This window comes from Sphingobium sp. KKT206 (assembly GCF_055640555.1).
Genome location: NZ_CM145764.1, coordinates 3637154 through 3656713 on the forward strand (window position 1 = coordinate 3637154; position 19560 = coordinate 3656713).

The window sequence follows — 19560 nt, forward strand, 5'->3', positions numbered from 1 at the left end:
GAACGGGACCATGTTCTACAATCAGGGTTATGCAGGGGCCAGCGCCGCGCGCCGCTATGCAGCGGTGCATTCGGGCAGCCGGACCGAAGGGGCAACGCCGCATGCGTTGGTCAGGATATTGTTCGACGAACTGCTGTTGGCGCTGGATGCTGCTGCGCTCGCCGAACGGCAGGCCGACCGGATGCAGGTGTCGGACAAGCAGGCGCGTGCCATGTCGATCCTCTTCGCGCTCGAATCGAGCCTGGACCATGACAAGGGCGGCGACGTCGCGCTGGGCCTCGCGCAAATTTATCGCGAGGCGCGCCGCCTGTTGCTGGTGGGGGCCAAGGAACGGACGGCAGAACCGGTCGATCAGGCCCGCGCCATGATCGCCGAGATTGCCGACGCCTGGAACCAGATCGGCTAAGGCCAGCGCGATCGGAGTGGCCCGGTTGCGGGGTTGCACCCCTTCCAAGCCGCCTGTATAGGCGATGCTCGCAGAGGGCGGCCCGGCGGGGTCGCCTTTTTGCGTTATATCTCCTGCGCCCAGGACGCGCAGCATCAAGCCAGAAAGGGAAGGCTCATGTCGATTACGCCGCTCATGCCCGTTTACCCCCGGTGCGATGTCCGTCCGGTGCGAGGCGAAGGCTGCTATCTGATCGGTGAACGCGGCGAACGCTATCTCGATTTCGCGAGCGGCATCGCGGTCAACCTGCTGGGCCATGGTCACCCCAAGCTGGTCAAGACGATCGCTGATCAGGCCGCGACGCTGATGCATGTGTCGAACCTCTACGGCATGCCGCTGGGGGAGAAGCTGGCGCAGAAGCTGGTCGACAACACATTCGCCGACACCGTCTTCTTCACCAATTCGGGTGCGGAAGCGGTCGAGTGCGCGATCAAGACCGCGCGTCGCTATCATTATGCCAATGGCAACGCCCATCGGCATAACATCATTAGCTTCGACAATGCCTTTCACGGGCGGACGCTGGGGACGATCTCGGCCACCAGCCAGCCCAAGATGCGCGATGGATTCGAACCGTTGCTGCCCGGCTTTTCCGTCGTGCCGTTCAATGATCTCGACGCAGCGCTGGCGCAGATCGATGACAACACGGCCGGTTTCCTGCTGGAGCCGGTGCAGGGCGAAGGCGGCGTGACGCCAGCGACCAAGGAATTCCTGGTCGGCTTGCGCAAGGCGTGCGACGAGCATGGCCTGTTGCTGATTCTGGACGAGGTCCAGTGCGGCTATGCCCGCACCGGCACCTTCTTCGCGCATGAACAGTTCGGCATCACGCCGGATATCATGGCCGTCGCCAAGGGCATTGGCGCGGGCTTCCCGCTGGGTGCCTGCCTCGCCACCGAGGACGCGGCCAAGGGCATGGTGTTCGGCACCCACGGCACCACCTATGGCGGCAATCCGCTCGCCATGGCGGTGGGCCTGACGGTGATCGAGGAAGTGCTGACCGACGGGTTTCTGGACCATGTCACCGCGATGGGGGCACGTCTGCGCGCCGCGCTGGAACAACTCATCCCCAATCATGACGACATGTTCGAGGATGTGCGCGGCATGGGGCTGATGCTGGGCGTAAAGCTCAAGGACAGCCATGACGCCCGCAGCTTCGTGGGGCATCTGCGCGACCATCATGGCCTGCTGACCGTGTCGGCGGGGCAGAATGTGCTGCGCATCCTGCCGCCCCTCGTCATTGAGGAAAGCCACATCGCCGAAGCCATCGAGAAAATCTCCGCCGGTGCGCGGACATTTGTCGAAGCCAAGGCGGCTTAAGACTGACCTCCGTTCGCCCTGAGCTTGTCGAAGGGCTGCACTTGTCTTTTAGGAAAGTGCAGGGCTTCGACAGGCTCAGCCCGAACGGCTGATGGGTGTTTACCATGACCAAGCATTTTCTGAATCTCTCCGACGCAGGCGGCGATGCCATTGCCGCCATGATCGCTGACGCCATCGACCGGAAGGCTGCGCGAGCGTCCTGGCCCAAGGGGCGCGTCGATGCCGATGCACCGCTCGCGGGTCATACACTGGCGATGATCTTCGAGAAGAATTCGACCCGTACCCGCGTATCCTTCGACATGGCGATCCGCCAGTTGGGCGGCACGTCGCTGATCCTCGATTCGGCCACGACGCAGCTTGGCCGTGGTGAGACGATCGCCGATACGGCGCGCGTCCTGTCGCGCATGTGCGACGCCATCATGATCCGCACTGACGATCATGCCAAGATTGAGGAAATGGCGCATCATGCGACCGTCCCCGTCATCAACGGCCTGACCGACCTGTCTCACCCCTGCCAGATCGTCGCCGACCTGCTCACCGTGGTCGAACATGGCGTGGCCTTGCCCGGCAGCCAATGGGCGTGGCTGGGCGATGGCAATAATGTGCTGCACTCGATCATCGAAGCGGCGGGGCTGCTCAAGTTCGACGTGCGCGTTGCCGTGCCGGAGGGCTATGAACCCGACGCATCTTTCGCGGCGGCGGCGCAGGCGCTGGGTGCGCGCATCAGCCTGACCCGCGATGCGGCAGAGGCGGTCGCAGGCGCGGACATCGTCGTCACCGATACCTGGATCTCGATGGGGCAGGCCCATGCCGAGGAAAAACTGGCTGCGATGATGCCCTATCAAGTGACACCCGCGCTGATGACCGGCGCGAAGCCGCAGGCCAAATTCCTCCACTGCCTACCTGCCCATCGCGGCGAGGAAGTGACCGCCGACGTGATCGACGGCCCGCAATCGCTGATCTGGGACGAGGCGGAAAACCGCATTCATGCCCAGAAATCGGTACTGCTCTGGGCCATGGGGCATCTTGGTTGAGTTTACGGGCGGGCTTCCTATCTAGGCGGCTCGCCCGCATCGTCCGATGCGGCCTTACGCCCCGCGCCATCGCCTGCGGGATCACCGGAGCCTTGATGTGACTATCGCCCCCCATGTCGACCATGCCATCGGCTTCACCATAGCCTCGCGCCATGCGCGCGGTCGTCTCGTGCGGCTCGGCCCGGTGCTGGACGAGGTGCTGGCCGCCCATGCCTATCCCCCGGCGATCGAGCGGCTGCTGGCGTCGGCGCTGGTGCTGGCGGCGCTGCTCGGCGCGACGCTCAAGCAGGCCGACGGGCAATTGACGATGCAGGCGCAGACCGAACATGGCGTCGTCCGCCTGCTGGTCGCCGATTACAAGAATGGCGATCTGCGCGGCTATGCCAAATTCGATGCCGACCGGCTCGCAGAACTTGGCCCCGACCCGACCTTGTTCGGCCTCTTTGGCAAGGGCTATCTCGCCATCACCTTCGACCAGTCCGTCACCGGCGAGCGCTATCAGGGCATCGTGCCGCTGGACGGCGAATCGCTGGGTGCGGCGGCCGAACATTATTTCTTCCAGTCCGAGCAGATCCCAAGCGTCATCCGCATCGCTACCCGGCACGAACCGGGCGAGGGTTGCTATGCCGCCGGATTGTTGCTTCAGCATCTGCCCGAAGGCGAAGTCGGCCGCGAACGGCTGCACGTCCGCCATGATCACCCCGAATGGGAGCATGTGCAGGCGCTCGCGGTGACGCTCAAGGACGAGGAACTGACGGACACGTCGCTCCCCTTGAGCGACATCGTCTGGCGGCTGTTCCATGAGGAAGAGGAAGTCCGCGCAACCGATCCCACGCCGCTGGCCAAGGGATGTCGCTGCGACCTGTCGCATATCCGCGACGTCATCGGCCGCTTCTCGCCCGATGATCGCGCCGAAATGGCCGACGAGCAGGGCATTATCGGCGTCGATTGCGCCTTCTGCTCACGGCTCTTCCCGCTTCGGGTCGACAGCTTCGCCTGACGCGGTGTCGTTACGCTAACGATATTTGTAATTTGGGCAGCGCAGCCGGTTCGCGCTATCAAAATGCCGTAATCCTACGGCATGGCGGACAGGGATGGTTGCGGCCCAGATGGCGCGTGACCCTTGATGGGAATATAGATCATGGGAAAGGCGGTTTGGCGCACGCTCGCAATAGCGGCAGCGATGACGGCAGCAAGCTGGGCCGGTGCGGCGGATGCGCCAAAACTCGCGGCGCTCCAGACGCTGGAACCGGGCGAATGGGAATTGCGCGGCCGGGGCAAGGGCGCGGAGACCCGCAAGCTGTGCGTATCGGACGTGCGCCAATTGCTGCAGATACGCCATGCCCGCGCCTCCTGCCGCAGCTTCGTGGTGAGCGATGAAGCCCAGGCCGCCAGCATCACCTATGATTGCGCGGCGGCGGGCAATGGCCGCACCGACCTGCGCGTCGAAACCGCGCGGCTGATACAGATCAGCTCGCAAGGTGTGGCCGATGGCGCGCCCTTCGTCTTCGTGGCGGAGGGGCGCCGCATTGGCGCCTGCCGCTAAGCGCAGCGCCATGCTTGCGCTGGCGCGATTGGGGCAGTAGCGCGAAACCATGGTTGCCAATCAAGGAAAATTCGCCGTCGTCCTGCTTTCGGGCGGACTGGATTCGATGGTCGCGGGTGCATTGGCGCGCGAGGCGGGCTATCGTCTGCTCGCCTTGTCGATCGATTATAATCAGCGGCATCGCGTGGAACTGCAGGCTGCGTCGCGCGTCGCGAAGTCCTTGAACGCGATGCGTCACATCGTCCTGCCGCTTGATCTGACTGCGTTCGGCGGTTCGGCGCTGACCGCCGACATCGCCGTGCCCAAAAGCGGGGTCGGCGACGACATTCCCATCACCTATGTCCCGGCGCGCAACACCATCTTCCTGTCGCTGACCCTGGGGCTGGCCGAAGTTGCCGGGGCCAGTGACATCTTCATCGGCGTCAACGCGCTGGATTATTCGGGCTATCCCGATTGCCGCCCTGAGTTCATCGACGCCTTCCAGACGATGGCGGCGCTGGCGACTAAGGCGGGGGTGGAAGGCCACCCGATCCGCATCAACGCTCCGCTCCAGCATATGAGCAAGGCCGACATCGTGCGGGAGGCGGATCGGCTGGGGCTCGACACCGGGATCAGTTGGTCCTGCTATGACCCGACGCCGGACGGCAAGCATTGCGGCCTGTGCGACAGTTGCCGCCTGCGGTCAAAGGGGTATCAGGAAGCGGGCCTTCCCGATCCCACCCTCTACGCCGCGCGGCCCTGAAAGGGCGTGCGATGAGCTATGCGGTCAAGGAAATGTTCCTCACGCTCCAGGGCGAGGGCGTGCAGGCCGGGCGGCGCGCGGTGTTCCTGCGCTTTGCCGGATGCAATTTGTGGAGCGGGCGCGAGCAGGACCGGGCTACCGCCATCTGCCGCTTTTGCGATACGGATTTCGTCGGCACCGATGGCGATGGCGGCAGCAAGTTCGCCGATGCCGATGCACTGGCCGATGCCGCGCTTGCCTTTTGGGGCACGGCCGAGGCGGGCCACTATATCGTTCTGACCGGCGGCGAGCCGATGTTGCAGGTGGATGATGCGCTGGTCGAGGCGCTCCACGCGCGCGGATTCACGATCGCGATCGAAAGCAATGGCACGCTGCCCGTCCATCCCGCTATCGATTGGGTCTGTATCAGCCCCAAGGCGGGGAGCGAGGTCGTGCAGACGTCAGGCGATGAGTTGAAGCTCGTCTGGCCGCAACCGGGCGGCGGGCACAGCGTCGCCGATGTCGCGGCGATGGAGCTTTGGGCCTTCACCCATCATCTGCTCCAGCCGCTCGATGATCCCCAGGCCCAGGATAATGCCCGCGCCTGTATCGCACTGGTCATGGATCGGCCGCGCTGGCGCTTGACGGTGCAGGCCCATAAATATCTGGGCCTGCGCTGATCCGTTTTAAGGTTTCGCAACCCCGATCTTGTCGTTCCACGCCTGATGGCAGACGGGTTGCAGCACGCCCTTTTTCCAGCATTTGGGATCGAAGGAGGGCAGGGCGGTCACATAGTCATAGCCCGGCGTGCCATAATATTGCTCGCCCGCGGCAACCAGCGACTTTTTGATCGAAGCCAGACCGCTGCGCGCTACCTCATGCAACTTGCCCCGATCGGCGAAGATCGCCTTGCGCCCGACCTCGGCCGTCGCCAGGCAAAAGCCCTTTTGCGCCTGTACGGTCGAATAGCCCGAATAGATGCGCGTACCATATTGGTCGGACGCGGCCTGCCCCGGCCGTCCCTTGCCCACGGTGCGCTGGAAATAGCTCAATATACCGGCCTGCGCCGCATCCAGTTCGGCGTCATGATGCGCGATCATCGCGTTATAGTTGCCGATGGCGAGCAATGTGGGTTCGAACTGGCATTGCAGCGCTGCGACATTGAGCGCCGCGCGCAGGTTCCACACCAGCCCGGCCTTAATCTCTGCCTCCGTAGCCCCCGGCAGGCCAAGCGCGGTAGCGGCGGCCGAATCGGTCAGGGGCGGGGCGGACAGGTCAGGTGGCGACCAGAAAAATTGGGCGGCGGCGGGTTGCGCCAGCATCGGCGCAACGGCCAGGGCAAGGCCAGTCAGCGCGGTACGGAACGTCATGCAATAAGGGCCTTTTACGAACGGGTGCGATGAATGGGCATCGCCCGAATATGTGTCTAAGCCGACTGTATCAGGGCTGAATGATTGCGCCAGCCCTATTGGTCGGAGAGGACTTCCGCTTCCGCCCCGGCTGGTTCGGCGGCGGGTTGTGCCGCGCTGCTGGCATTGGCAGCCGCGTTGCCGGGCGAGGCGATCGCCGTGCCTTCGCTCTGCACTCCGTCCAGGTCGGTCATGGCGTCGCTGGTGGTGCCATCGACAACTTCCATGTCCTTCATCTCGACCTTGGTCTCGGTCTTGTCCGCGCCGCCGCACGCGGCCAGCGGCAGCAGCGACAGGGTCAGGGCGGCAAGTATGTGGCGGCGCATCCGGGTCTCCTTGCGATCATCGATGCCCGGCAATCCCCCGCCCGGCGAAAGGCGTGACCCTAGCGACCGGCTTCGCATTGCTCAAGTCCCGTGCCGCACCGCGACAAGCGGTTGAGAAAGGCAGGGAAATGCGCCTTGAGCGCGGCGTCGAGCGCGGCCATGGAAGCGTCGCCCCCCAGCGCTACGACGCTGGTCACGGGATAGTCGCTGATCCCGCATGGCACGATGCCGGTAAAATGGCTGAGGTCAGGATCGACATTGATCGCGAAGCCATGGAGCGTCACCCAGCGGCGTACCCGGATGCCCAGCGCGCCGATCTTGGCCTCCCGCCCTTGCGCGTCATCGGTCCAGATACCGATCCGACCGTCCGCGCGCCGTGCCGCTATGCCCAGATCGCCAAGCGCCGCGATCATCCAGCCTTCGAGATGATGCACGAAATTGCGGACATCCTTGCCGCGTTCGCCGAGGTTGATGTTGAGATAGCCGATCCGCTGCCCCGGCCCATGATAGGTGTAGCGGCCGCCGCGCCCGGCATCATAGACCGGAAAGCGCGCGTCAATCAGTTCGGCCGGGTCTGCGCTGGTTCCAGCGGTGTAGAGCGGCGCATGCTCCAGCAGCCACACCCGTTCGCGCGCCTCGCCAGCGTAGATCGCGGCAGCGCGTGCCTCCATCTCGGCCAGGGCTGCAGGATAATCGACAGGCGCGGTTTCGGTGCGCCACTCGACGCTGTCGGGGAAGGGAAGGGGAGCCGTCATGACGCTTCCTTGACTTGGAGACAGCGAGCGATCAAGTCTCCGCGATATTTTCGGGAACAGGTCAGGCGTTACAAGATATGGCGACAATGTCGATCGGCAAGGCGTGGCAGGAAGCGGTGGCCTTCGTCGCCCGCGAAGCCACATTGCTGTTTCCCGTCGCGCTGCTGTTCGTGGCGCTGCCTGGCCTTATCCTTCAGGAAATGACGCCACCGGAATTGGCCGCATGGTCGCTCGCGCCCAAGATGGACACGATGCCCGATGTCCCGGCCAGTTATGGCATTGGCCTCATGATCGCCATTGTCCTGATCTGGTTCGGATCGCTCAGCCTGTTTGCGCTCGCGCTGCGCCCCGGCATTTCGGTGGGGGAGGCGCTGCGGCTCAGTCTGAACCGCCTGCCCGTGCTGCTTGGCACCGCGCTGGTGGTGCTGGGGGCATTGTTCGGCCTGCTGATGACGATCATCCTCGTGGCGGTGATCGTCTCGCTGGCATCGAAGGCGGCTGGTGCCTCACTTGGGCTTTTGCTTGGCTTCGTCATGGTCGGCATCGCGCTTTTCGCCAGCGTGCGGCTGATGCTGCTCAATCCGGTCGTTCTGGATAGCGGCGCAGGGGTCAAGGAATCGCTCCGCCGCGCCTGGGCGCTCACGCGCGGGCATTTCTGGCGGCTGCTGGCCTTCATCCTGATCCTGACCTTGCTGTCCGCCATCGTCGCATCGGCGGCGCAGTCGATTTTAGGTTTGCTGGGCAGCTTGCTTGCAGGGCCTGACGGCGCGCGGCTGGCTGGCGGGATTGCCGGGGCGATCGTCTCGACGGTGATCCAGGTCTATATGCTGGTGATGCTCGCGCGCCTTTATCGTCAGGCGACCGCGGGCTGATCCAGCAGCGGTACATGGGGCGCTGCGTCGCGCGGCAATATCCCGGCGAGGCGTGGGTCGGCGAAGGTCTCGATTTCGCGCTTATAGGCGACGAACCCCGCCTTGATATAGAAGCCAAGGGCCGCTGGACTGTCGAGCGTGCAGGTGTGGACCCATAGACGTTCGACGCCCTTGCGCCAGGCGAGCGCCTTGGCCTGCGCCATCAGCCATTGTCCGTGACCCTTGCCGTTCAGTTGCGGCACCAGCCCGAAAAAGCCCAGTTCGCAATTGGGCATCGAGCGGAAATCCAGTTCGAGCAATCCGACCTCGATCCCGCGCGGGTCGGTGACGGCATAGACCTCGACTGCCGGGTCATGGATGATCGCGGCGAGCGATTCGTCCGGCATGATCAGCCGCGAAAACCAAAGCCACGGCTCCCCCACCCGGCGGAACAGCGCGCGATAGCTGTCGAGCTTGGGCACCTTCCATCGCACGAGTCGCAGGGGCGAGGGCGGGATCGGCGCAGGGCGCGGCTTCTGCCGCATCTCCAAATGGGTGACGATCGCCGCCACCATGGCCGGATCGACCGGGATCAGCGCCATGGCGTCAGCTCCAGCTCGCCATCGGCGGCAGGCTCATCAGGATGGCGTCGATATTGCCGCCGGTCTTGAGGCCGAACAGCGTGCCGCGATCATGCACCAGATTGAATTCGGCATAGCGGCCCCGCCATTCCAGCATCGTGGCATAGTCCGCTTCGGTCCAATCTTCATCCATGCGCCGCCGCACGATCGGCGGATAGGCGTCGAGAAAGGCGTCGCCGACGGCGCGGGTAAAGGCGAAATTCGCGTCGAATGCCGCATCATCGGCACATTCGAGATGATCGTAGAAAATGCCGCCGACCCCGCGATGGACGCCGCGATGGGGGATGAAGAAATACTCGTCGGCCCAATCCTTGAACCGGGGATAATGGTCCGGGTCATGCGCGCCGCAGGCGGCCTTGAGCACTTCATGGAAATACGCCGTATCTTCTTCGCGCGGCAATGGAGGGTTGAGGTCTGCCCCGCCGCCGAACCAGCTTTTGGTCGTCACCAGATAGCGCGTATTCATATGCACGGCGGGCACATGCGGATTGGCCATATGCGCGACCAGGCTGATTCCGGTGGCGAAAAAGGCTGGATTCTCCGCCGCGCCATGGATGCTCTGCGCAAAGCCAGGGGCGAACTCGCCACCCACGGTCGAGATATTGACCCCGACCTTCTCGAAAACCTTGCCCTTCATCACGCCACGCACACCACCGCCGCCTTCGCCCGGTGCCTGATCCTTGGCCTCGCGGTCCCAGGGGGTGTAGGCGAAGCTGGCGTCGCTGCCCGCCTCCCGCTCGATCGCTTCGAACGCGGCGCAGATGCGGTCCCGGAGCGATTCGAACCAGGCGCGGGCGGCCTGCTGACGAGAATCGAGGGTGAAGGGAACGATAGGCGTGGGAGCGGGGGTCATTGCGGGAACTTTCCGGTCTGGCGCAGGGCTTCGGCGACGGCGATGCCCGTGGAAACGGCGATGTTCAAGGATCGAAAGCCCGGTGCCATGGGAATCCGCACCCGGATATCGGCCATATCCCGCACGGCATCGGGGACGCCCGCGCTTTCGGACCCCATCAACAAGACATCGTCACCGCGAAATGCAACGTCGGGCAGCCGCTGCGAGGCATGGCTGCTCATCAGCAGAAGCCGGCGCCCATTGGCGCGACGATCCGCATCGAAGGCCTCGAAATTGGCGTGCCGCACGACCTCCGCCGCTGCACCATAGTCCATCGCCGCGCGCTTCAGGCGAGCGTCGGAAAAGGCGAATCCGGTCGGCATGATGATGTCCACGGGCACGGCGAAACAGGCCGCCAGACGCAGGATGGCACCGACATTGCCGGCGATTTCGGGCTGATAAAGGGCGATACGCATGAGGGAGCCCATAATGCACTGCGGCAAATTGTCATAGCTTGCGTGACTTTGCTGTTGGCAAAGAGCGCGCACTGGGGTTATCAGGCCCGCGAACCACGCCGGGGGGACGGCGGGGGCCATATCATATGGTTACCCATCACCCTTGATAAACAGGGCCGTTCACGGCATTGCGGCGGGACCAGGGACGTTCTTGCAAGGGTTGAGGTGCATGGCCAGCGTTGAACATACAGACAGCACGGGTCTACCCGGCGAAGATGGGGTCCGCCGTCGCGACTTCATCAATATCGCTGCGGTGAGTTTTGCAGGGGTCGGCGCGGTTGCCGTCGTGCTGCCGCTGATCGACCAGATGAACCCCAGCGCGGACGTGCTGGCGCTGGCATCGACGGAAGTCGATCTCTCGGCGATCCAGCCGGGGCAGGCGATCAAGACGACATTCCGCAGCCAGCCGCTGTTCGTGCGCCAGCTGACGGAAAAGGAAATCGCCGAAGCCGACAAGGTCGATCCTTCCACGCTGCGCGATCCGCAGACGCTCGAAGAGCGCACGGTCGATGGCAAGAAGCAGTGGCTGGTGACCATGGGTGTCTGCACGCATCTGGGCTGCGTGCCGCTGGGCGCTGGCGAAGGTGAGAATAAGGGCGAATATGGCGGCTATTTCTGCCCCTGCCATGGTTCGTCCTACGACACCGCCGCGCGCATCCGTAAAGGCCCCGCGCCGACCAACCTGGAAGTGCCGAAGTTCAGCTTCACTTCCGACACCGCCATTCTCGTAGGCTGAGGTAAGAAACGATGAGCTTTCCCTGGGCTGAGCAATATACGCCGAAAAATCCGGTGATGGTGTGGATCGACGAGAAGCTGCCGCTTCCGCGTCTTGCCTATAACGCTGTGGGTGCGGGCTATCCCGTTCCGCGCAATCTCAATTATTTCTGGAACTTCGGCGTCCTGGCCGGCCTCGCCTTGATGATCCAGATCATCACCGGCGTCGTCCTGGCGATGCATTATGGTGCCAATGACCTGGTGGCGTTCAGCACCGTCGAACAGACGATGCGCGACGTCAATGCGGGCTGGCTGATGCGCTATGCCCACGCCAACGGGGCCAGCTTCTTCTTTATCGTCGTCTATCTCCACATCTTCCGCGGCCTCTATTTCGGCTCCTACAAGGCGCCTCGCGAGATGGTATGGCTGCTTGGCCTCGTCATCTTCCTGCTGATGATGGCGACCGCTTTCATGGGCTATGTGCTGCCCTGGGGTCAGATGTCCTATTGGGGCGCGAAGGTGATCACCGGCCTGTTCGGCGCGATCCCGGTCGTCGGCGAACCGATCCAGACCTGGCTGCTGGGCGGCTTTGCCCCTGGCAACGCCTCGCTCAACCGTTTCTTCTCGCTGCACTTCCTGCTGCCGTTCGTGATTGCCGGGGTCATCATCCTGCATATCTGGGCGCTGCATATTCCCGGTTCCTCGAACCCGACCGGCGTGGAAGTGAAGGGGCCGCAGGACACTGTGCCGTTCCATCCCTATTACACGGCCAAGGACGGCTTCGGCGCGGGCATCTTCCTGATCGCCTTCTGCACCCTGCTGTTCTTCGCACCCAACTTCCTGGGCCACCCGGACAACTATATCGAGGCGAACCCGCTCTCGACGCCCGCGCATATCGTGCCGGAATGGTATTTCTGGCCCTTCTACGCGATCCTGCGCGCCTTCACCGTGGACTTCTTCTTCGTCCCCGCCAAGCTGCTGGGCGTGTTGGCGATGTTCGCATCGATCCTGCTGCTCTTCTTCCTGCCCTGGCTCGACACCTCGCCGGTGCGGTCGGGCAAGTATCGGCCCACCTTCAACAAGTTCTTCTGGATCCTGATCCTCGACGTGTTGATCCTGGGCTATTGCGGCGGCGCGCCGGCTGAAGAGCCTTTCGTGATGATCTCGCAGGTCGCGTCGGCCTATTATTTCGCGCACTTCCTGATCATCCTTCCGCTGATCTCGCGCTTTGAAAAGCCGCTGCCGCTGCCCGGTTCGATCACCGAGGCCGTGCTGGCGAAATATGGCAAGACCGACGGCGCAACCGTCGCGGTCCCGGCCGAATAAGGGGTAGACGTAACATGGTACGCATCGGCGCATTTCTCGTCGGCCTCTTCTTCGCGGGCTGGCTGCTGGTCTCCTTCCTCATGGGGGCGGTGGCTTATGTCTCCGAACCACCAGTACCCACTGTGGAAAAGGCGTTTCACGAGCTTCCCAAGCATGTGGCCTTCTCGTTCGATGGACCGCTTGGTGGCTATGACAAGCAGCAGCTGCAGCGCGGCTTCCAGGTCTACAAGGAAGTCTGCTCGGCCTGCCACAGCCTCAAGTTCGTGGCGTTCCGCGATCTCGAAGCGCTGGGCTATAACGAAGCCGAAGTGAAGGCGATCGCCAAGCAGTGGGCGATCAAGGCTCCTTCGGTCGATCCGGCAACGGGCGAAGCCTCGACCCGCGAGCCGATGCCGGCGGACTATTTCCCCAAGCCCTTCGCGAACAATGTCGCGGCGGCTGCGGCGAACAACAATGCGATCCCGCCAGACCTGTCGCTGATGACCAAGGCTCGCCATCACGGCAGCGCCTATGTCTATTCGCTGCTGACCGGTTATCAGGCGCAACCCGCCGCGCTGCTCAAGGAGTTCCCGGACTCCAAGACGCCGGAAGGGCTGCACTACAACCCCTATTTCGCGAACCTGAACCTCGCCATGGCGCCGCCGCTGACGGCCGAAGGCCAGGTGACCTATAGCGACGGCACCAAGCCGACGGTGGACCAGATGGCGAAGGATGTTTCGGCCTTCCTGACCTGGACCGCCGAACCCAAGCTGGAAAATCGCCGCCGTGCGGGTCTGGCGACGATCATCTTCCTGCTGATCGCCACGGGCCTCGCCTATATGTCCTACCAGAATATCTGGGCGGAGAAGAAGAAGGCGGCCTGACGGACTGGTCCGCAAGAACAAGGATTATGAAGGGGGCGCGGTTTCATCTGGGAACCGCGCCCTCTTTCCTTATGGAGACAGCATGAGCATCGACACGCTGGCGGGCCTCGTCCGCACGATCCCCGATTTTCCCAAACCCGGCATCCAGTTTCGGGACGTCACGACCTTGCTGGCGGATAGCGCAGGGCTGACGGAACTGGTCGAGCGCATGGCGTCGATCGCGCGGCCGCTGGACCCAGACCTGATCGTCGGCATCGAAGCGCGCGGCTTCATCCTGGGTGCCGCGCTCGCCCTGGCATTGGGCAAGGGCTTCGTGCCCGTGCGCAAGGCGGGCAAGCTGCCGGGCAAGACGGTCGGCATCGATTATGTGTTGGAATATGGCACGGATCGGCTGGAACTGCATGAAGGACAGGTTCCAGCGGACACGCGCGTTCTCTTGGTCGATGATTTGATCGCCACGGGCGGCACCGCGCTCGCCGCTGCGCAATTGCTGCGTGAGCAGGGGGCGAGCGTGTTGATGGCGCTTTTCGCGATCGACCTGTCCGATCTTGGCGGGATGGCGGCGCTGGAAGCCGACGGCATCGCCGCGCAGGCGATCATCGCGTTCGAGGGCGACTAAAGACCTTTCGCGAGGGCCTCCGGCAGCAGGTCCACCGCTGCCGCAAGTCGCTCATCCAACAATCCCAATAATTCCATCCAGCCATGGATATGCGCCAGTTCGCCCGGCCCATCGGAAATGCCGCGCAAGCCCATCAGCGGCACGTCGAAGCGGGCGCAGGCCCGCGCCACCGCAAAGGTCTCCATGTCGACCATGTCGGCGTCGATCGCGGCATATTCCTCGCCCCCGACGATATTCGCGCCCGTTGAAAGCCGCGCGCTCGGCACCGCCAGCGGCGTCATCAGCGGCACATCAACGGGATGGTCAATGAAGGGCGTCACGCCTTTGGTAAAGCCCAGGCGCGAAGCATCCATGTCACGCCAGGAGACGCTGGCGACCTGAACCACCTCGCCCAAGCCGCAGTTTCGCGATCCGGCCGAACCGAGGCAGACGACCAGATCGGGAAGCGCATTTTGGCGCGCCATATCCTGAAGGGCGATCCCCGTCGCCAGTGCGGCCTCTACCGGTCCCACGCCTGTCATCAGCGGCGTAAACCGGCTGCGCAGATGTGCGCCATATTCCGCTTCCGCCGCCATCACGAACAGCAGGCGCTTGCCCGAAACGATCTCGCAGCCTGCCATCTTTGTTCGCCCCTTGCCCATGCCGCACCGCCCATAGCCCGGCGGCAGCGGCACCGCAAAAGAGAAAGCCCGCCACCTGAAAACAGGTGACGGGCTTTGTCATGGTGGGCGTGGCAAGGATTGAACTTGCGACCCCTGCGATGTCAACACAGTGCTCTACCACTGAGCTACACGCCCACGGGAGTTGGGCCTTTAGCCGGGCGAATCGGATGGCGCAAGCGGGAAAATGCCTGGCCTCGATATTCTTCTGGACAGCGCAGGGGTGGCCCATATGCTGCGGCGCAAACAGGGGGACGCCAAGACTTATGCTGCCATCGCCATCCTCGCCGATTCAGACGACGCCGCGCCTGCCCTGGTACCGGCAGCTTTATGTCCAAGTGCTGATCGCCATCGCGCTGGGTGTGACGATCGGCCATTTCTTTCCTGACGCCGGGGTCCAGCTCAAGCCCTTGGGCGAGGCCTTCATCAAGCTGGTGAAGATGATCATCGCGCCGGTCATCTTCCTCACCATCGTGACCGGCATTGCGGGCATGAAGGAACTGGGTGCGATCGGCCGGGTCGCGGCCAAGGCCTTTGGCTACTTTCTGACCTTTTCGACGCTGGCGCTGATCGTGGGCTTGATTGTCGCCAATGTGGTGCAACCGGGGGCCGGCCTCAATATTGATCCGGCGACGCTGGATGCTAATCAGGTCGCCGATTATGCGAACAAGGCGCATGAGAGCAGCCTGACCGGCTTCCTGATGAACATCATTCCGGCGACCATGGTGTCGGCGGTGGCGGACGGCAATATCCTGCAGGTGCTGTTCGTGGCGATCCTGTTCGGCATCGCGCTGACTCTGATCGGCGACAAGGCTGCGCCGCTGATGACCGTGCTCGAATCCGCCAGCCATGCGGTGTTCAAACTGGTGTCGATCCTGATGAAGGCCGCACCGATCGGGGCGTTCGGCGCGATGGCCTTCACCATTGGCGAATATGGCGTCGGGACGCTCGCCAATCTAGCCGGGCTGGTCGCGACCTTCTATCTGACGTCGCTGTTGTTCGTGTTGGTGGTTCTGGGTGGTGTGTGCTGGGCGGTGGGGTTCAATATCCTTCATCTCATCCGCTATTTGAAGGCCGAACTACTCCTGGTTCTTGGGACATCCTCCTCGGAGGCGGCCTTGCCCAGCCTCATCGAGAAAATGGAACGGGCCGGGTGCCGCAAGTCGGTGGTGGGTCTGGTCGTGCCGACCGGATACAGCTTCAACCTCGACGGCACCAATATCTACATGACGCTGGCGGCGCTGTTCATCGCGCAGGCCTGCAATGTCGATATCAGCCTGGAGCAGCAGATATTGCTGCTGCTGGTGGCGATGATCTCCTCCAAGGGCGCGGCCGGCGTAACCGGGGCAGGCTTCATCACATTGGCGGCAACGCTGTCGATCGTGCCAACGGTGCCGGTCGCGGGCATGACGCTGATCCTGGGCGTCGATCGCTTCATGAGCGAATGCCGTAGTCTCACCAACTTCATCGGCAATGCTGTGGCGACCGTCGTGGTTTCGGCGTGGGAAAAGGGGTTGGACCGCGAGCGGTTCAATGCCGCGATGGCCGGGATCGCGCTCGATCCCACGCCCGACATGGAAGAAGTCGTCCCCGACTAGAGGATCACGTCAGTCCGGTCAGGCTTTCGCTGCTGAACATCCGCTCGACCTCCAGCACCAGGTCGCGCAGGTGGAAGGGCTTGGACAAGACCTTGGCCTGCGGCACAGCCTTGCCCGCGCGCAAGGTGACGGCGGCAAAACCGGTGATGAACATGATTCGCATGTCCGGTGCCACTGATGCGGCATGCTGGGCCAGTTCGATGCCGTCCATTTCCGGCATGACGATATCGGTCAGCAACAGGTCGAACCGGTCGGTGCGGATATGCGGCACCGCCTCTGTCCCCGTCGAGACCGCGACGACCTCATATCCCGACCGTTCCAGCGCGCGGGCCAGATAGACGCGCATGCTCTCATCGTCTTCGGCCAATAATATGCGAACCATCGCCCCCACTCTCATATCCTCCGCGACCCCCACGGGTGGCGCGAAGCCGTGATATATGCGACAAGGTGTAAATATTATCCAGCCAAGCCACGATTTTTGCCCGGATCGTTGAAAGGAGCGCCATTGGACGACAGCCCGCCGCGCGCGCCGACGCACAGCGACCCGGCCTTCGATCTTTATGGCCCCGCGATTCCCGATCGCCCGCTTATCCTGTCCGTCCCCCATGCCGGGCGGCTCTATCCGCCCGCCTTGCTGGCGCAGGCGCGTGTCCGGGCGGAAATGCTGCGGCGGCTGGAGGATCGCTGGGTCGACCTGTTGGTGCATCCATTGATCGCGCAGGGCTTTACCGTGCTGGTGGCGCGTGCGCCGCGCGCGTTGATCGACCTTAACCGGCACGATCGGGAGGTCGATCCGGCGATGCTCTCCGACCTGCCGCATATGGTGGCCTTGCAGACGAGCGCGAAACTGCGGGGCGGGCTTGGCCTGTTGCCGCGTTGGTTGCCTGGCGCACCGGAATTGTGGCGCGGGCCGATCAGCTGGGCGGAGGTGCAGCGGCGGATCGATATGGTCCACCGGCCCTATCATGCGACGCTCGCGCAATTGATGGCGGCGGGGCGGGATGCCCATGGTCATGCCGTCCTGGTCGACCTTCATTCCATGCCGCCGCTACCGCCGTCGTCGCCGAGCTGTCCCGCGCCGGGGTTGGTGCTGGGCGACCGGTTCGGTCGCAGCGCGTCGAGCCGATTGACGACGCTGGCGGCGGATGTGGCGGCGGGGCACGACATGCTGGTGGCGATCAATAGCCCCTATGCGGGCGATTATCTGATCGAACGGCATGGGCGACCGGAGCGCGATCTGCATGCGCTGCAGATCGAGATCGACCGGACGCTCTATCTGGACGCGACATTGGACCGGCCGGGGCCGGGGATCGCGCGGATGCGCGCGCTGGTGCAGGCGATTGCCCAGGCGCTGGCAGTCGAACTGCCGCGTGCCGACTATGCGCTGGCGGCCGAATGATCAGCCAATGACGGCGCGCGCACCGGCAACGCTCAGATGGTGCGAATCGAAGTAGAGCGGTTGGCCGTTCCGCTCGATGGCGCAGACGCGCGCGTCGCATAGCCGCGCCACGGGATCGATCAGCGTCACACCCTGCGCCTGCCAGCGGGTGAAGAGCGCGCGAAGATTGACGATGCGCGCTTCCACTTGCGCCCGCTCAACCCCTTGTGCGCTGTCCAGCATGTTGGCCCGTGCCAGATGGGCGAGGTGACGGGGAACGTCGAAGGGTTGGGGTGGGACCGCGCCGATCAGCACGACCTCCCGCCCTTCGGCGCGGATGGCGGCGATGGTGCGGTCGAGTTTCGCCACGAAAGCGGGATCGTCAAATATCCCGTTGGCCCAGAAGGCGGCGAGGTAGATGCGGCGCAGTCTTGGGTCGGCGCGGATTGCTTCGAAAGCGGCCCGGTTTGCCGCGGCGCAGCGGGCATCCTTCGCCTCATAGCCCAACACAGGCGGGCAACTCGACGTCGTCCGCTCGATCAGCGACTGGCCCTGTGCGCGCGCGTCCTGCGCCAGCACATGCGCCAGTTCCACGCCATGACTGTCGCCCCACAGCATGGCGTCGGGCCGGACCGTTGCGCCGAGGACGCAGGGGTTGGCACCCCGCATATAGGTGTCGTGGCAGCGCTTGCGGTCCGGGCTGATGTCGCTGCGTCCGGCGATCTGCGCCAGAACGGTGGATGAAAATCGTGAGGACCATGGTCCCATCGCCAGCAGGGCCAGCGATAGGGCGCAGAGCAGCGCCATGGCCGCGCCGGTGAAGCGGAAGATGGTGCGGGGCGGCATGCGGGCCGAATCGCGGAACGGTTGTTCGACGAAGCGCCAGGATAGCGACGCGATGGCCAGCGATGCGGCGATGACGGCGAGCTGGGTTCCGCCCGAAAGCGGCAGGTCGGTCGCATATTCCGTGAAGACGATCAGCGGCCAGTGCCACAGATAGAGCGAGTAGGAGATCAGGCCTATGCCGACCAGCGGGGGCAGGGCAAGGGCGCGGCCTGCGATCGTTCCCGGCGCGCAGTGGAGCAGCGCCATTGCGCCCAGCACGGGTGCCAGGGCTGCGACGCCGGGGAATAGCGTGTTGCGGTCATAGAGGAGGACCGCACTGCCGATCGCCAATAGGCCAGCCCAAGCGACGGCTTCGCGCAGCCAGCGCGCCCGGATTGCCGGAACGACCCCCAGTGCCAGGAGCGCGCCCGCGAGCAATTCCCAGGCGCGGGTGGGGAGCAGGTAGAAGGCGAGGCCTGTCGTGTCGCGCTGCATGACTATGCATAGGGTCAGCGATGCTATTCCGATGGCCGCCACGACGCCTGCGCGCGTGCGCGTTCCGAAGCGGGCGAGCAGCATCAGCAGGATCGGGAAGCCGATATAATATTGTTCCTCCACCGCCAGCGACCAGGTCTGGAGCAGGGGCTTCACGTCCGCACCGCCAGCGAAATAGCCGGTGTCGGTGAAGAACCACAGGTTGGAGACGAACAGCGTCGCGGCCAGCGCGGATTTGGGTACGCCCTCCAGATCGCCGGGCAGGTAGAGCCAGGCCGACAGGCCCAGCACGGCGAGGATCATCAGGGCGAGGGCGGGCATGATTCGCCGGAAGCGCCGCTCATAGAAGCGCAGCAGCGAGAAGCGGCCGTCATCGACGTCGCGGGCGATGATGCCGGTGATCAGATAGCCCGAAATCACGAAGAAGATGTCGACGCCGACATAGCCGCCCGAAAAGCCCGGCACATGGGCGTGGAAGAACAAGACCGGCAGGATGGCGAGCGCGCGCAGGCCGTCTATGTCGCGGCGGTGGGGCCGGGTCATGCGCGCGCCTATCTGTTCTGCCTTTCCATGCATGGCGCGGGCCTACGCCCAAAGCCCTGATATTTGCTTTACCCGATTCGCGGCGAGGAGACGGGACACGATTGCAGTTTACGCAATTGCAGCTTCACCCTTCGCATTTGCGAAGAATACG

The 19560-nt window shown here is 63.9% G+C and carries 23 protein-coding genes and 1 tRNA gene; 14 read left to right on the plus strand and 10 right to left on the minus strand.

Annotation, left to right across the window (positions count from 1 at the left end; genetic code table 11):
• Window positions 1-10: 10 nt before the first annotated feature.
• The 7 genes from ACZ2HM_RS17655 to queE all read left to right on the plus strand — a co-directional run bounded on the left by ACZ2HM_RS17655 (window position 11) and on the right by queE (window position 5740).
• Entirely contained in the window at window positions 11-406 is a 396-nt protein-coding gene (locus ACZ2HM_RS17655; RefSeq protein WP_037476222.1) for a flagellar export chaperone FliS, read from the plus strand.
• Between the two features lie 156 nt (window positions 407-562).
• The gene (locus ACZ2HM_RS17660; RefSeq protein ID WP_037476223.1) at window positions 563-1759 is read left to right on the plus strand and encodes an aspartate aminotransferase family protein; all 1197 of its coding nucleotides are present in this window, start codon (window positions 563-565) and stop codon (window positions 1757-1759) included.
• 104 nt (window positions 1760-1863) lie between these two features.
• Window positions 1864-2793, plus strand: coding sequence for an ornithine carbamoyltransferase (gene argF / locus ACZ2HM_RS17665; protein WP_470425836.1), 930 nt, complete (start codon window positions 1864-1866; stop codon window positions 2791-2793).
• 46 nt (window positions 2794-2839) lie between these two features.
• The gene (hslO, locus tag ACZ2HM_RS17670) at window positions 2840-3793 is read left to right on the plus strand and encodes an Hsp33 family molecular chaperone HslO (protein ID WP_470425837.1); all 954 of its coding nucleotides are present in this window, start codon (window positions 2840-2842) and stop codon (window positions 3791-3793) included.
• A 141-nt stretch (window positions 3794-3934) separates the two neighbouring features.
• Window positions 3935-4339, plus strand: a complete 405-nt coding sequence (locus ACZ2HM_RS17675) for a DUF3617 domain-containing protein (RefSeq protein ID WP_037476227.1) — start codon at window positions 3935-3937, stop codon at window positions 4337-4339.
• 49 nt (window positions 4340-4388) lie between these two features.
• Window positions 4389-5081 carry a 7-cyano-7-deazaguanine synthase QueC gene (gene queC / locus ACZ2HM_RS17680; protein ID WP_037476229.1) on the plus strand — a complete coding sequence of 231 codons (693 nt, stop codon included), beginning with the start codon at window positions 4389-4391 and terminating at the stop codon, window positions 5079-5081.
• 11 nt (window positions 5082-5092) lie between these two features.
• Window positions 5093-5740 carry a 7-carboxy-7-deazaguanine synthase gene (gene queE / locus ACZ2HM_RS17685; protein ID WP_037476232.1) on the plus strand — a complete coding sequence of 216 codons (648 nt, stop codon included), beginning with the start codon at window positions 5093-5095 and terminating at the stop codon, window positions 5738-5740.
• A gap of 6 nt (window positions 5741-5746) precedes the next feature.
• On the opposite strand, the gene ACZ2HM_RS17690 is transcribed toward queE, so the two are convergent.
• The 3 genes from ACZ2HM_RS17690 to lipB form a co-directional block, all read right to left on the minus strand.
• Entirely contained in the window at window positions 5747-6430 is a 684-nt protein-coding gene (locus ACZ2HM_RS17690) for a hypothetical protein (protein WP_037476233.1), read from the minus strand.
• A 95-nt stretch (window positions 6431-6525) separates the two neighbouring features.
• Window positions 6526-6795, minus strand: coding sequence for a hypothetical protein (locus tag ACZ2HM_RS17695; RefSeq protein WP_470425838.1), 270 nt, complete (start codon window positions 6793-6795; stop codon window positions 6526-6528).
• Between the two features lie 59 nt (window positions 6796-6854).
• The gene (gene lipB, locus ACZ2HM_RS17700; RefSeq protein WP_470425839.1) at window positions 6855-7550 is read right to left on the minus strand and encodes a lipoyl(octanoyl) transferase LipB; all 696 of its coding nucleotides are present in this window, start codon (window positions 7548-7550) and stop codon (window positions 6855-6857) included.
• 77 nt (window positions 7551-7627) lie between these two features.
• Here lipB and ACZ2HM_RS17705 point away from each other — a divergent pair, with 77 nt between their 5' ends.
• A complete protein-coding gene (locus ACZ2HM_RS17705) occupies window positions 7628-8422 on the plus strand; it encodes a DUF7847 domain-containing protein (RefSeq protein ID WP_470425840.1) in 795 nt (264 codons plus the stop codon).
• Here the strand turns inward: ACZ2HM_RS17705 and ACZ2HM_RS17710 are convergent.
• The 3 genes from ACZ2HM_RS17710 to ACZ2HM_RS17720 are packed head-to-tail and all read right to left on the minus strand — an operon-like array spanning window position 8404 to window position 10350.
• On the minus strand, window positions 8404-9003 hold the full coding sequence (locus ACZ2HM_RS17710; RefSeq protein WP_470425841.1) for a GNAT family N-acetyltransferase: 600 nt from the start codon (window positions 9001-9003) through the stop codon (window positions 8404-8406). The two genes, ACZ2HM_RS17705 and ACZ2HM_RS17710, sit on opposite strands and share 19 nt — an antisense overlap.
• Window positions 9004-9007: 4 nt before the next feature.
• Window positions 9008-9895: an oxygen-dependent coproporphyrinogen oxidase gene (gene hemF, locus ACZ2HM_RS17715; RefSeq protein ID WP_470425842.1), complete on the minus strand. Its 888-nt coding sequence runs from the start codon at window positions 9893-9895 to the stop codon at window positions 9008-9010.
• Window positions 9892-10350, minus strand: coding sequence for a tRNA (cytidine(34)-2'-O)-methyltransferase (locus tag ACZ2HM_RS17720; protein WP_470425843.1), 459 nt, complete (start codon window positions 10348-10350; stop codon window positions 9892-9894). Before ACZ2HM_RS17720 ends, hemF begins: the two co-directional genes overlap by 4 nt.
• Window positions 10351-10558: 208 nt before the next feature.
• On the opposite strand from ACZ2HM_RS17720, the gene petA reads away from it, so the two are divergent.
• The 4 genes from petA (at window position 10559) to ACZ2HM_RS17740 (ending at window position 13911) form a co-directional block, all read left to right on the plus strand.
• Window positions 10559-11125 carry a ubiquinol-cytochrome c reductase iron-sulfur subunit gene (gene petA, locus ACZ2HM_RS17725; protein ID WP_037476238.1) on the plus strand — a complete coding sequence of 189 codons (567 nt, stop codon included), beginning with the start codon at window positions 10559-10561 and terminating at the stop codon, window positions 11123-11125.
• 11 nt (window positions 11126-11136) lie between these two features.
• Entirely contained in the window at window positions 11137-12429 is a 1293-nt protein-coding gene (locus ACZ2HM_RS17730) for a cytochrome b (RefSeq protein WP_037476240.1), read from the plus strand.
• Between the two features lie 14 nt (window positions 12430-12443).
• Window positions 12444-13292, plus strand: coding sequence for a cytochrome c1 (locus tag ACZ2HM_RS17735; protein WP_470425844.1), 849 nt, complete (start codon window positions 12444-12446; stop codon window positions 13290-13292).
• A gap of 82 nt (window positions 13293-13374) precedes the next feature.
• Window positions 13375-13911 carry an adenine phosphoribosyltransferase gene (locus ACZ2HM_RS17740; protein WP_470425845.1) on the plus strand — a complete coding sequence of 179 codons (537 nt, stop codon included), beginning with the start codon at window positions 13375-13377 and terminating at the stop codon, window positions 13909-13911.
• Here ACZ2HM_RS17740 and ACZ2HM_RS17745 read toward each other — a convergent pair.
• Together ACZ2HM_RS17745 and ACZ2HM_RS17750 are read right to left on the minus strand one after the other, a co-directional pair.
• Complete coding sequence (locus ACZ2HM_RS17745) at window positions 13908-14531, minus strand: 5'-methylthioadenosine/S-adenosylhomocysteine nucleosidase (RefSeq protein WP_470425846.1); 624 nt, start codon at window positions 14529-14531, stop codon at window positions 13908-13910. The two genes, ACZ2HM_RS17740 and ACZ2HM_RS17745, sit on opposite strands and share 4 nt — an antisense overlap.
• A gap of 102 nt (window positions 14532-14633) precedes the next feature.
• A tRNA-Val gene (locus ACZ2HM_RS17750) sits at window positions 14634-14708 on the minus strand.
• A 128-nt stretch (window positions 14709-14836) separates the two neighbouring features.
• Here ACZ2HM_RS17750 and ACZ2HM_RS17755 point away from each other — a divergent pair.
• Window positions 14837-16168 carry a dicarboxylate/amino acid:cation symporter gene (locus tag ACZ2HM_RS17755; RefSeq protein ID WP_069065202.1) on the plus strand — a complete coding sequence of 444 codons (1332 nt, stop codon included), beginning with the start codon at window positions 14837-14839 and terminating at the stop codon, window positions 16166-16168.
• A gap of 4 nt (window positions 16169-16172) precedes the next feature.
• Here ACZ2HM_RS17755 and cpdR read toward each other — a convergent pair whose 3' ends face one another.
• Window positions 16173-16550, minus strand: a complete 378-nt coding sequence (gene cpdR, locus ACZ2HM_RS17760) for a cell cycle two-component system response regulator CpdR (RefSeq protein WP_037476250.1) — start codon at window positions 16548-16550, stop codon at window positions 16173-16175.
• A gap of 123 nt (window positions 16551-16673) precedes the next feature.
• On the opposite strand from cpdR, the gene ACZ2HM_RS17765 reads away from it, so the two are divergent.
• Window positions 16674-17567: an N-formylglutamate amidohydrolase gene (locus tag ACZ2HM_RS17765; RefSeq protein ID WP_470425847.1), complete on the plus strand. Its 894-nt coding sequence runs from the start codon at window positions 16674-16676 to the stop codon at window positions 17565-17567.
• Here ACZ2HM_RS17765 and ACZ2HM_RS17770 read toward each other — a convergent pair whose 3' ends face one another.
• Window positions 17568-19409: an acyltransferase family protein gene (locus tag ACZ2HM_RS17770; protein WP_470425848.1), complete on the minus strand. Its 1842-nt coding sequence runs from the start codon at window positions 19407-19409 to the stop codon at window positions 17568-17570.
• Between the last annotated feature and the right edge of the window lie 151 nt (window positions 19410-19560).

What these genes read in the sequence shown, in the direction of transcription:
- ACZ2HM_RS17655 (WP_037476222.1), top strand. Translation starts at nt 11, where the DNA reads ATGTTCTACAATCAGGGTTATGCAGGGGCCAGCGCCGCGCGCCGCTAT.
- ACZ2HM_RS17660 (WP_037476223.1), top strand. Translation starts at nt 563, where the DNA reads ATGTCGATTACGCCGCTCATGCCCGTTTACCCCCGGTGCGATGTCCGT.
- argF (WP_470425836.1), top strand. Translation starts at nt 1,864, where the DNA reads ATGACCAAGCATTTTCTGAATCTCTCCGACGCAGGCGGCGATGCCATT.
- hslO (WP_470425837.1), top strand. Translation starts at nt 2,840, where the DNA reads ATGCGGCCTTACGCCCCGCGCCATCGCCTGCGGGATCACCGGAGCCTT.
- ACZ2HM_RS17675 (WP_037476227.1), top strand. Translation starts at nt 3,935, where the DNA reads ATGGGAAAGGCGGTTTGGCGCACGCTCGCAATAGCGGCAGCGATGACG.
- queC (WP_037476229.1), top strand. Translation starts at nt 4,389, where the DNA reads ATGGTTGCCAATCAAGGAAAATTCGCCGTCGTCCTGCTTTCGGGCGGA.
- queE (WP_037476232.1), top strand. Translation starts at nt 5,093, where the DNA reads ATGAGCTATGCGGTCAAGGAAATGTTCCTCACGCTCCAGGGCGAGGGC.
- ACZ2HM_RS17690 (WP_037476233.1), bottom strand. Translation starts at nt 6,430, where the DNA reads ATGACGTTCCGTACCGCGCTGACTGGCCTTGCCCTGGCCGTTGCGCCG.
- ACZ2HM_RS17695 (WP_470425838.1), bottom strand. Translation starts at nt 6,795, where the DNA reads ATGCGCCGCCACATACTTGCCGCCCTGACCCTGTCGCTGCTGCCGCTG.
- lipB (WP_470425839.1), bottom strand. Translation starts at nt 7,550, where the DNA reads ATGACGGCTCCCCTTCCCTTCCCCGACAGCGTCGAGTGGCGCACCGAA.
- ACZ2HM_RS17705 (WP_470425840.1), top strand. Translation starts at nt 7,628, where the DNA reads ATGGCGACAATGTCGATCGGCAAGGCGTGGCAGGAAGCGGTGGCCTTC.
- ACZ2HM_RS17710 (WP_470425841.1), bottom strand. Translation starts at nt 9,003, where the DNA reads ATGGCGCTGATCCCGGTCGATCCGGCCATGGTGGCGGCGATCGTCACC.
- hemF (WP_470425842.1), bottom strand. Translation starts at nt 9,895, where the DNA reads ATGACCCCCGCTCCCACGCCTATCGTTCCCTTCACCCTCGATTCTCGT.
- ACZ2HM_RS17720 (WP_470425843.1), bottom strand. Translation starts at nt 10,350, where the DNA reads ATGCGTATCGCCCTTTATCAGCCCGAAATCGCCGGCAATGTCGGTGCC.
- petA (WP_037476238.1), top strand. Translation starts at nt 10,559, where the DNA reads ATGGCCAGCGTTGAACATACAGACAGCACGGGTCTACCCGGCGAAGAT.
- ACZ2HM_RS17730 (WP_037476240.1), top strand. Translation starts at nt 11,137, where the DNA reads ATGAGCTTTCCCTGGGCTGAGCAATATACGCCGAAAAATCCGGTGATG.
- ACZ2HM_RS17735 (WP_470425844.1), top strand. Translation starts at nt 12,444, where the DNA reads ATGGTACGCATCGGCGCATTTCTCGTCGGCCTCTTCTTCGCGGGCTGG.
- ACZ2HM_RS17740 (WP_470425845.1), top strand. Translation starts at nt 13,375, where the DNA reads ATGAGCATCGACACGCTGGCGGGCCTCGTCCGCACGATCCCCGATTTT.
- ACZ2HM_RS17745 (WP_470425846.1), bottom strand. Translation starts at nt 14,531, where the DNA reads ATGGCAGGCTGCGAGATCGTTTCGGGCAAGCGCCTGCTGTTCGTGATG.
- ACZ2HM_RS17755 (WP_069065202.1), top strand. Translation starts at nt 14,837, where the DNA reads ATGCTGCCATCGCCATCCTCGCCGATTCAGACGACGCCGCGCCTGCCC.
- cpdR (WP_037476250.1), bottom strand. Translation starts at nt 16,550, where the DNA reads ATGGTTCGCATATTATTGGCCGAAGACGATGAGAGCATGCGCGTCTAT.
- ACZ2HM_RS17770 (WP_470425848.1), bottom strand. Translation starts at nt 19,409, where the DNA reads ATGACCCGGCCCCACCGCCGCGACATAGACGGCCTGCGCGCGCTCGCC.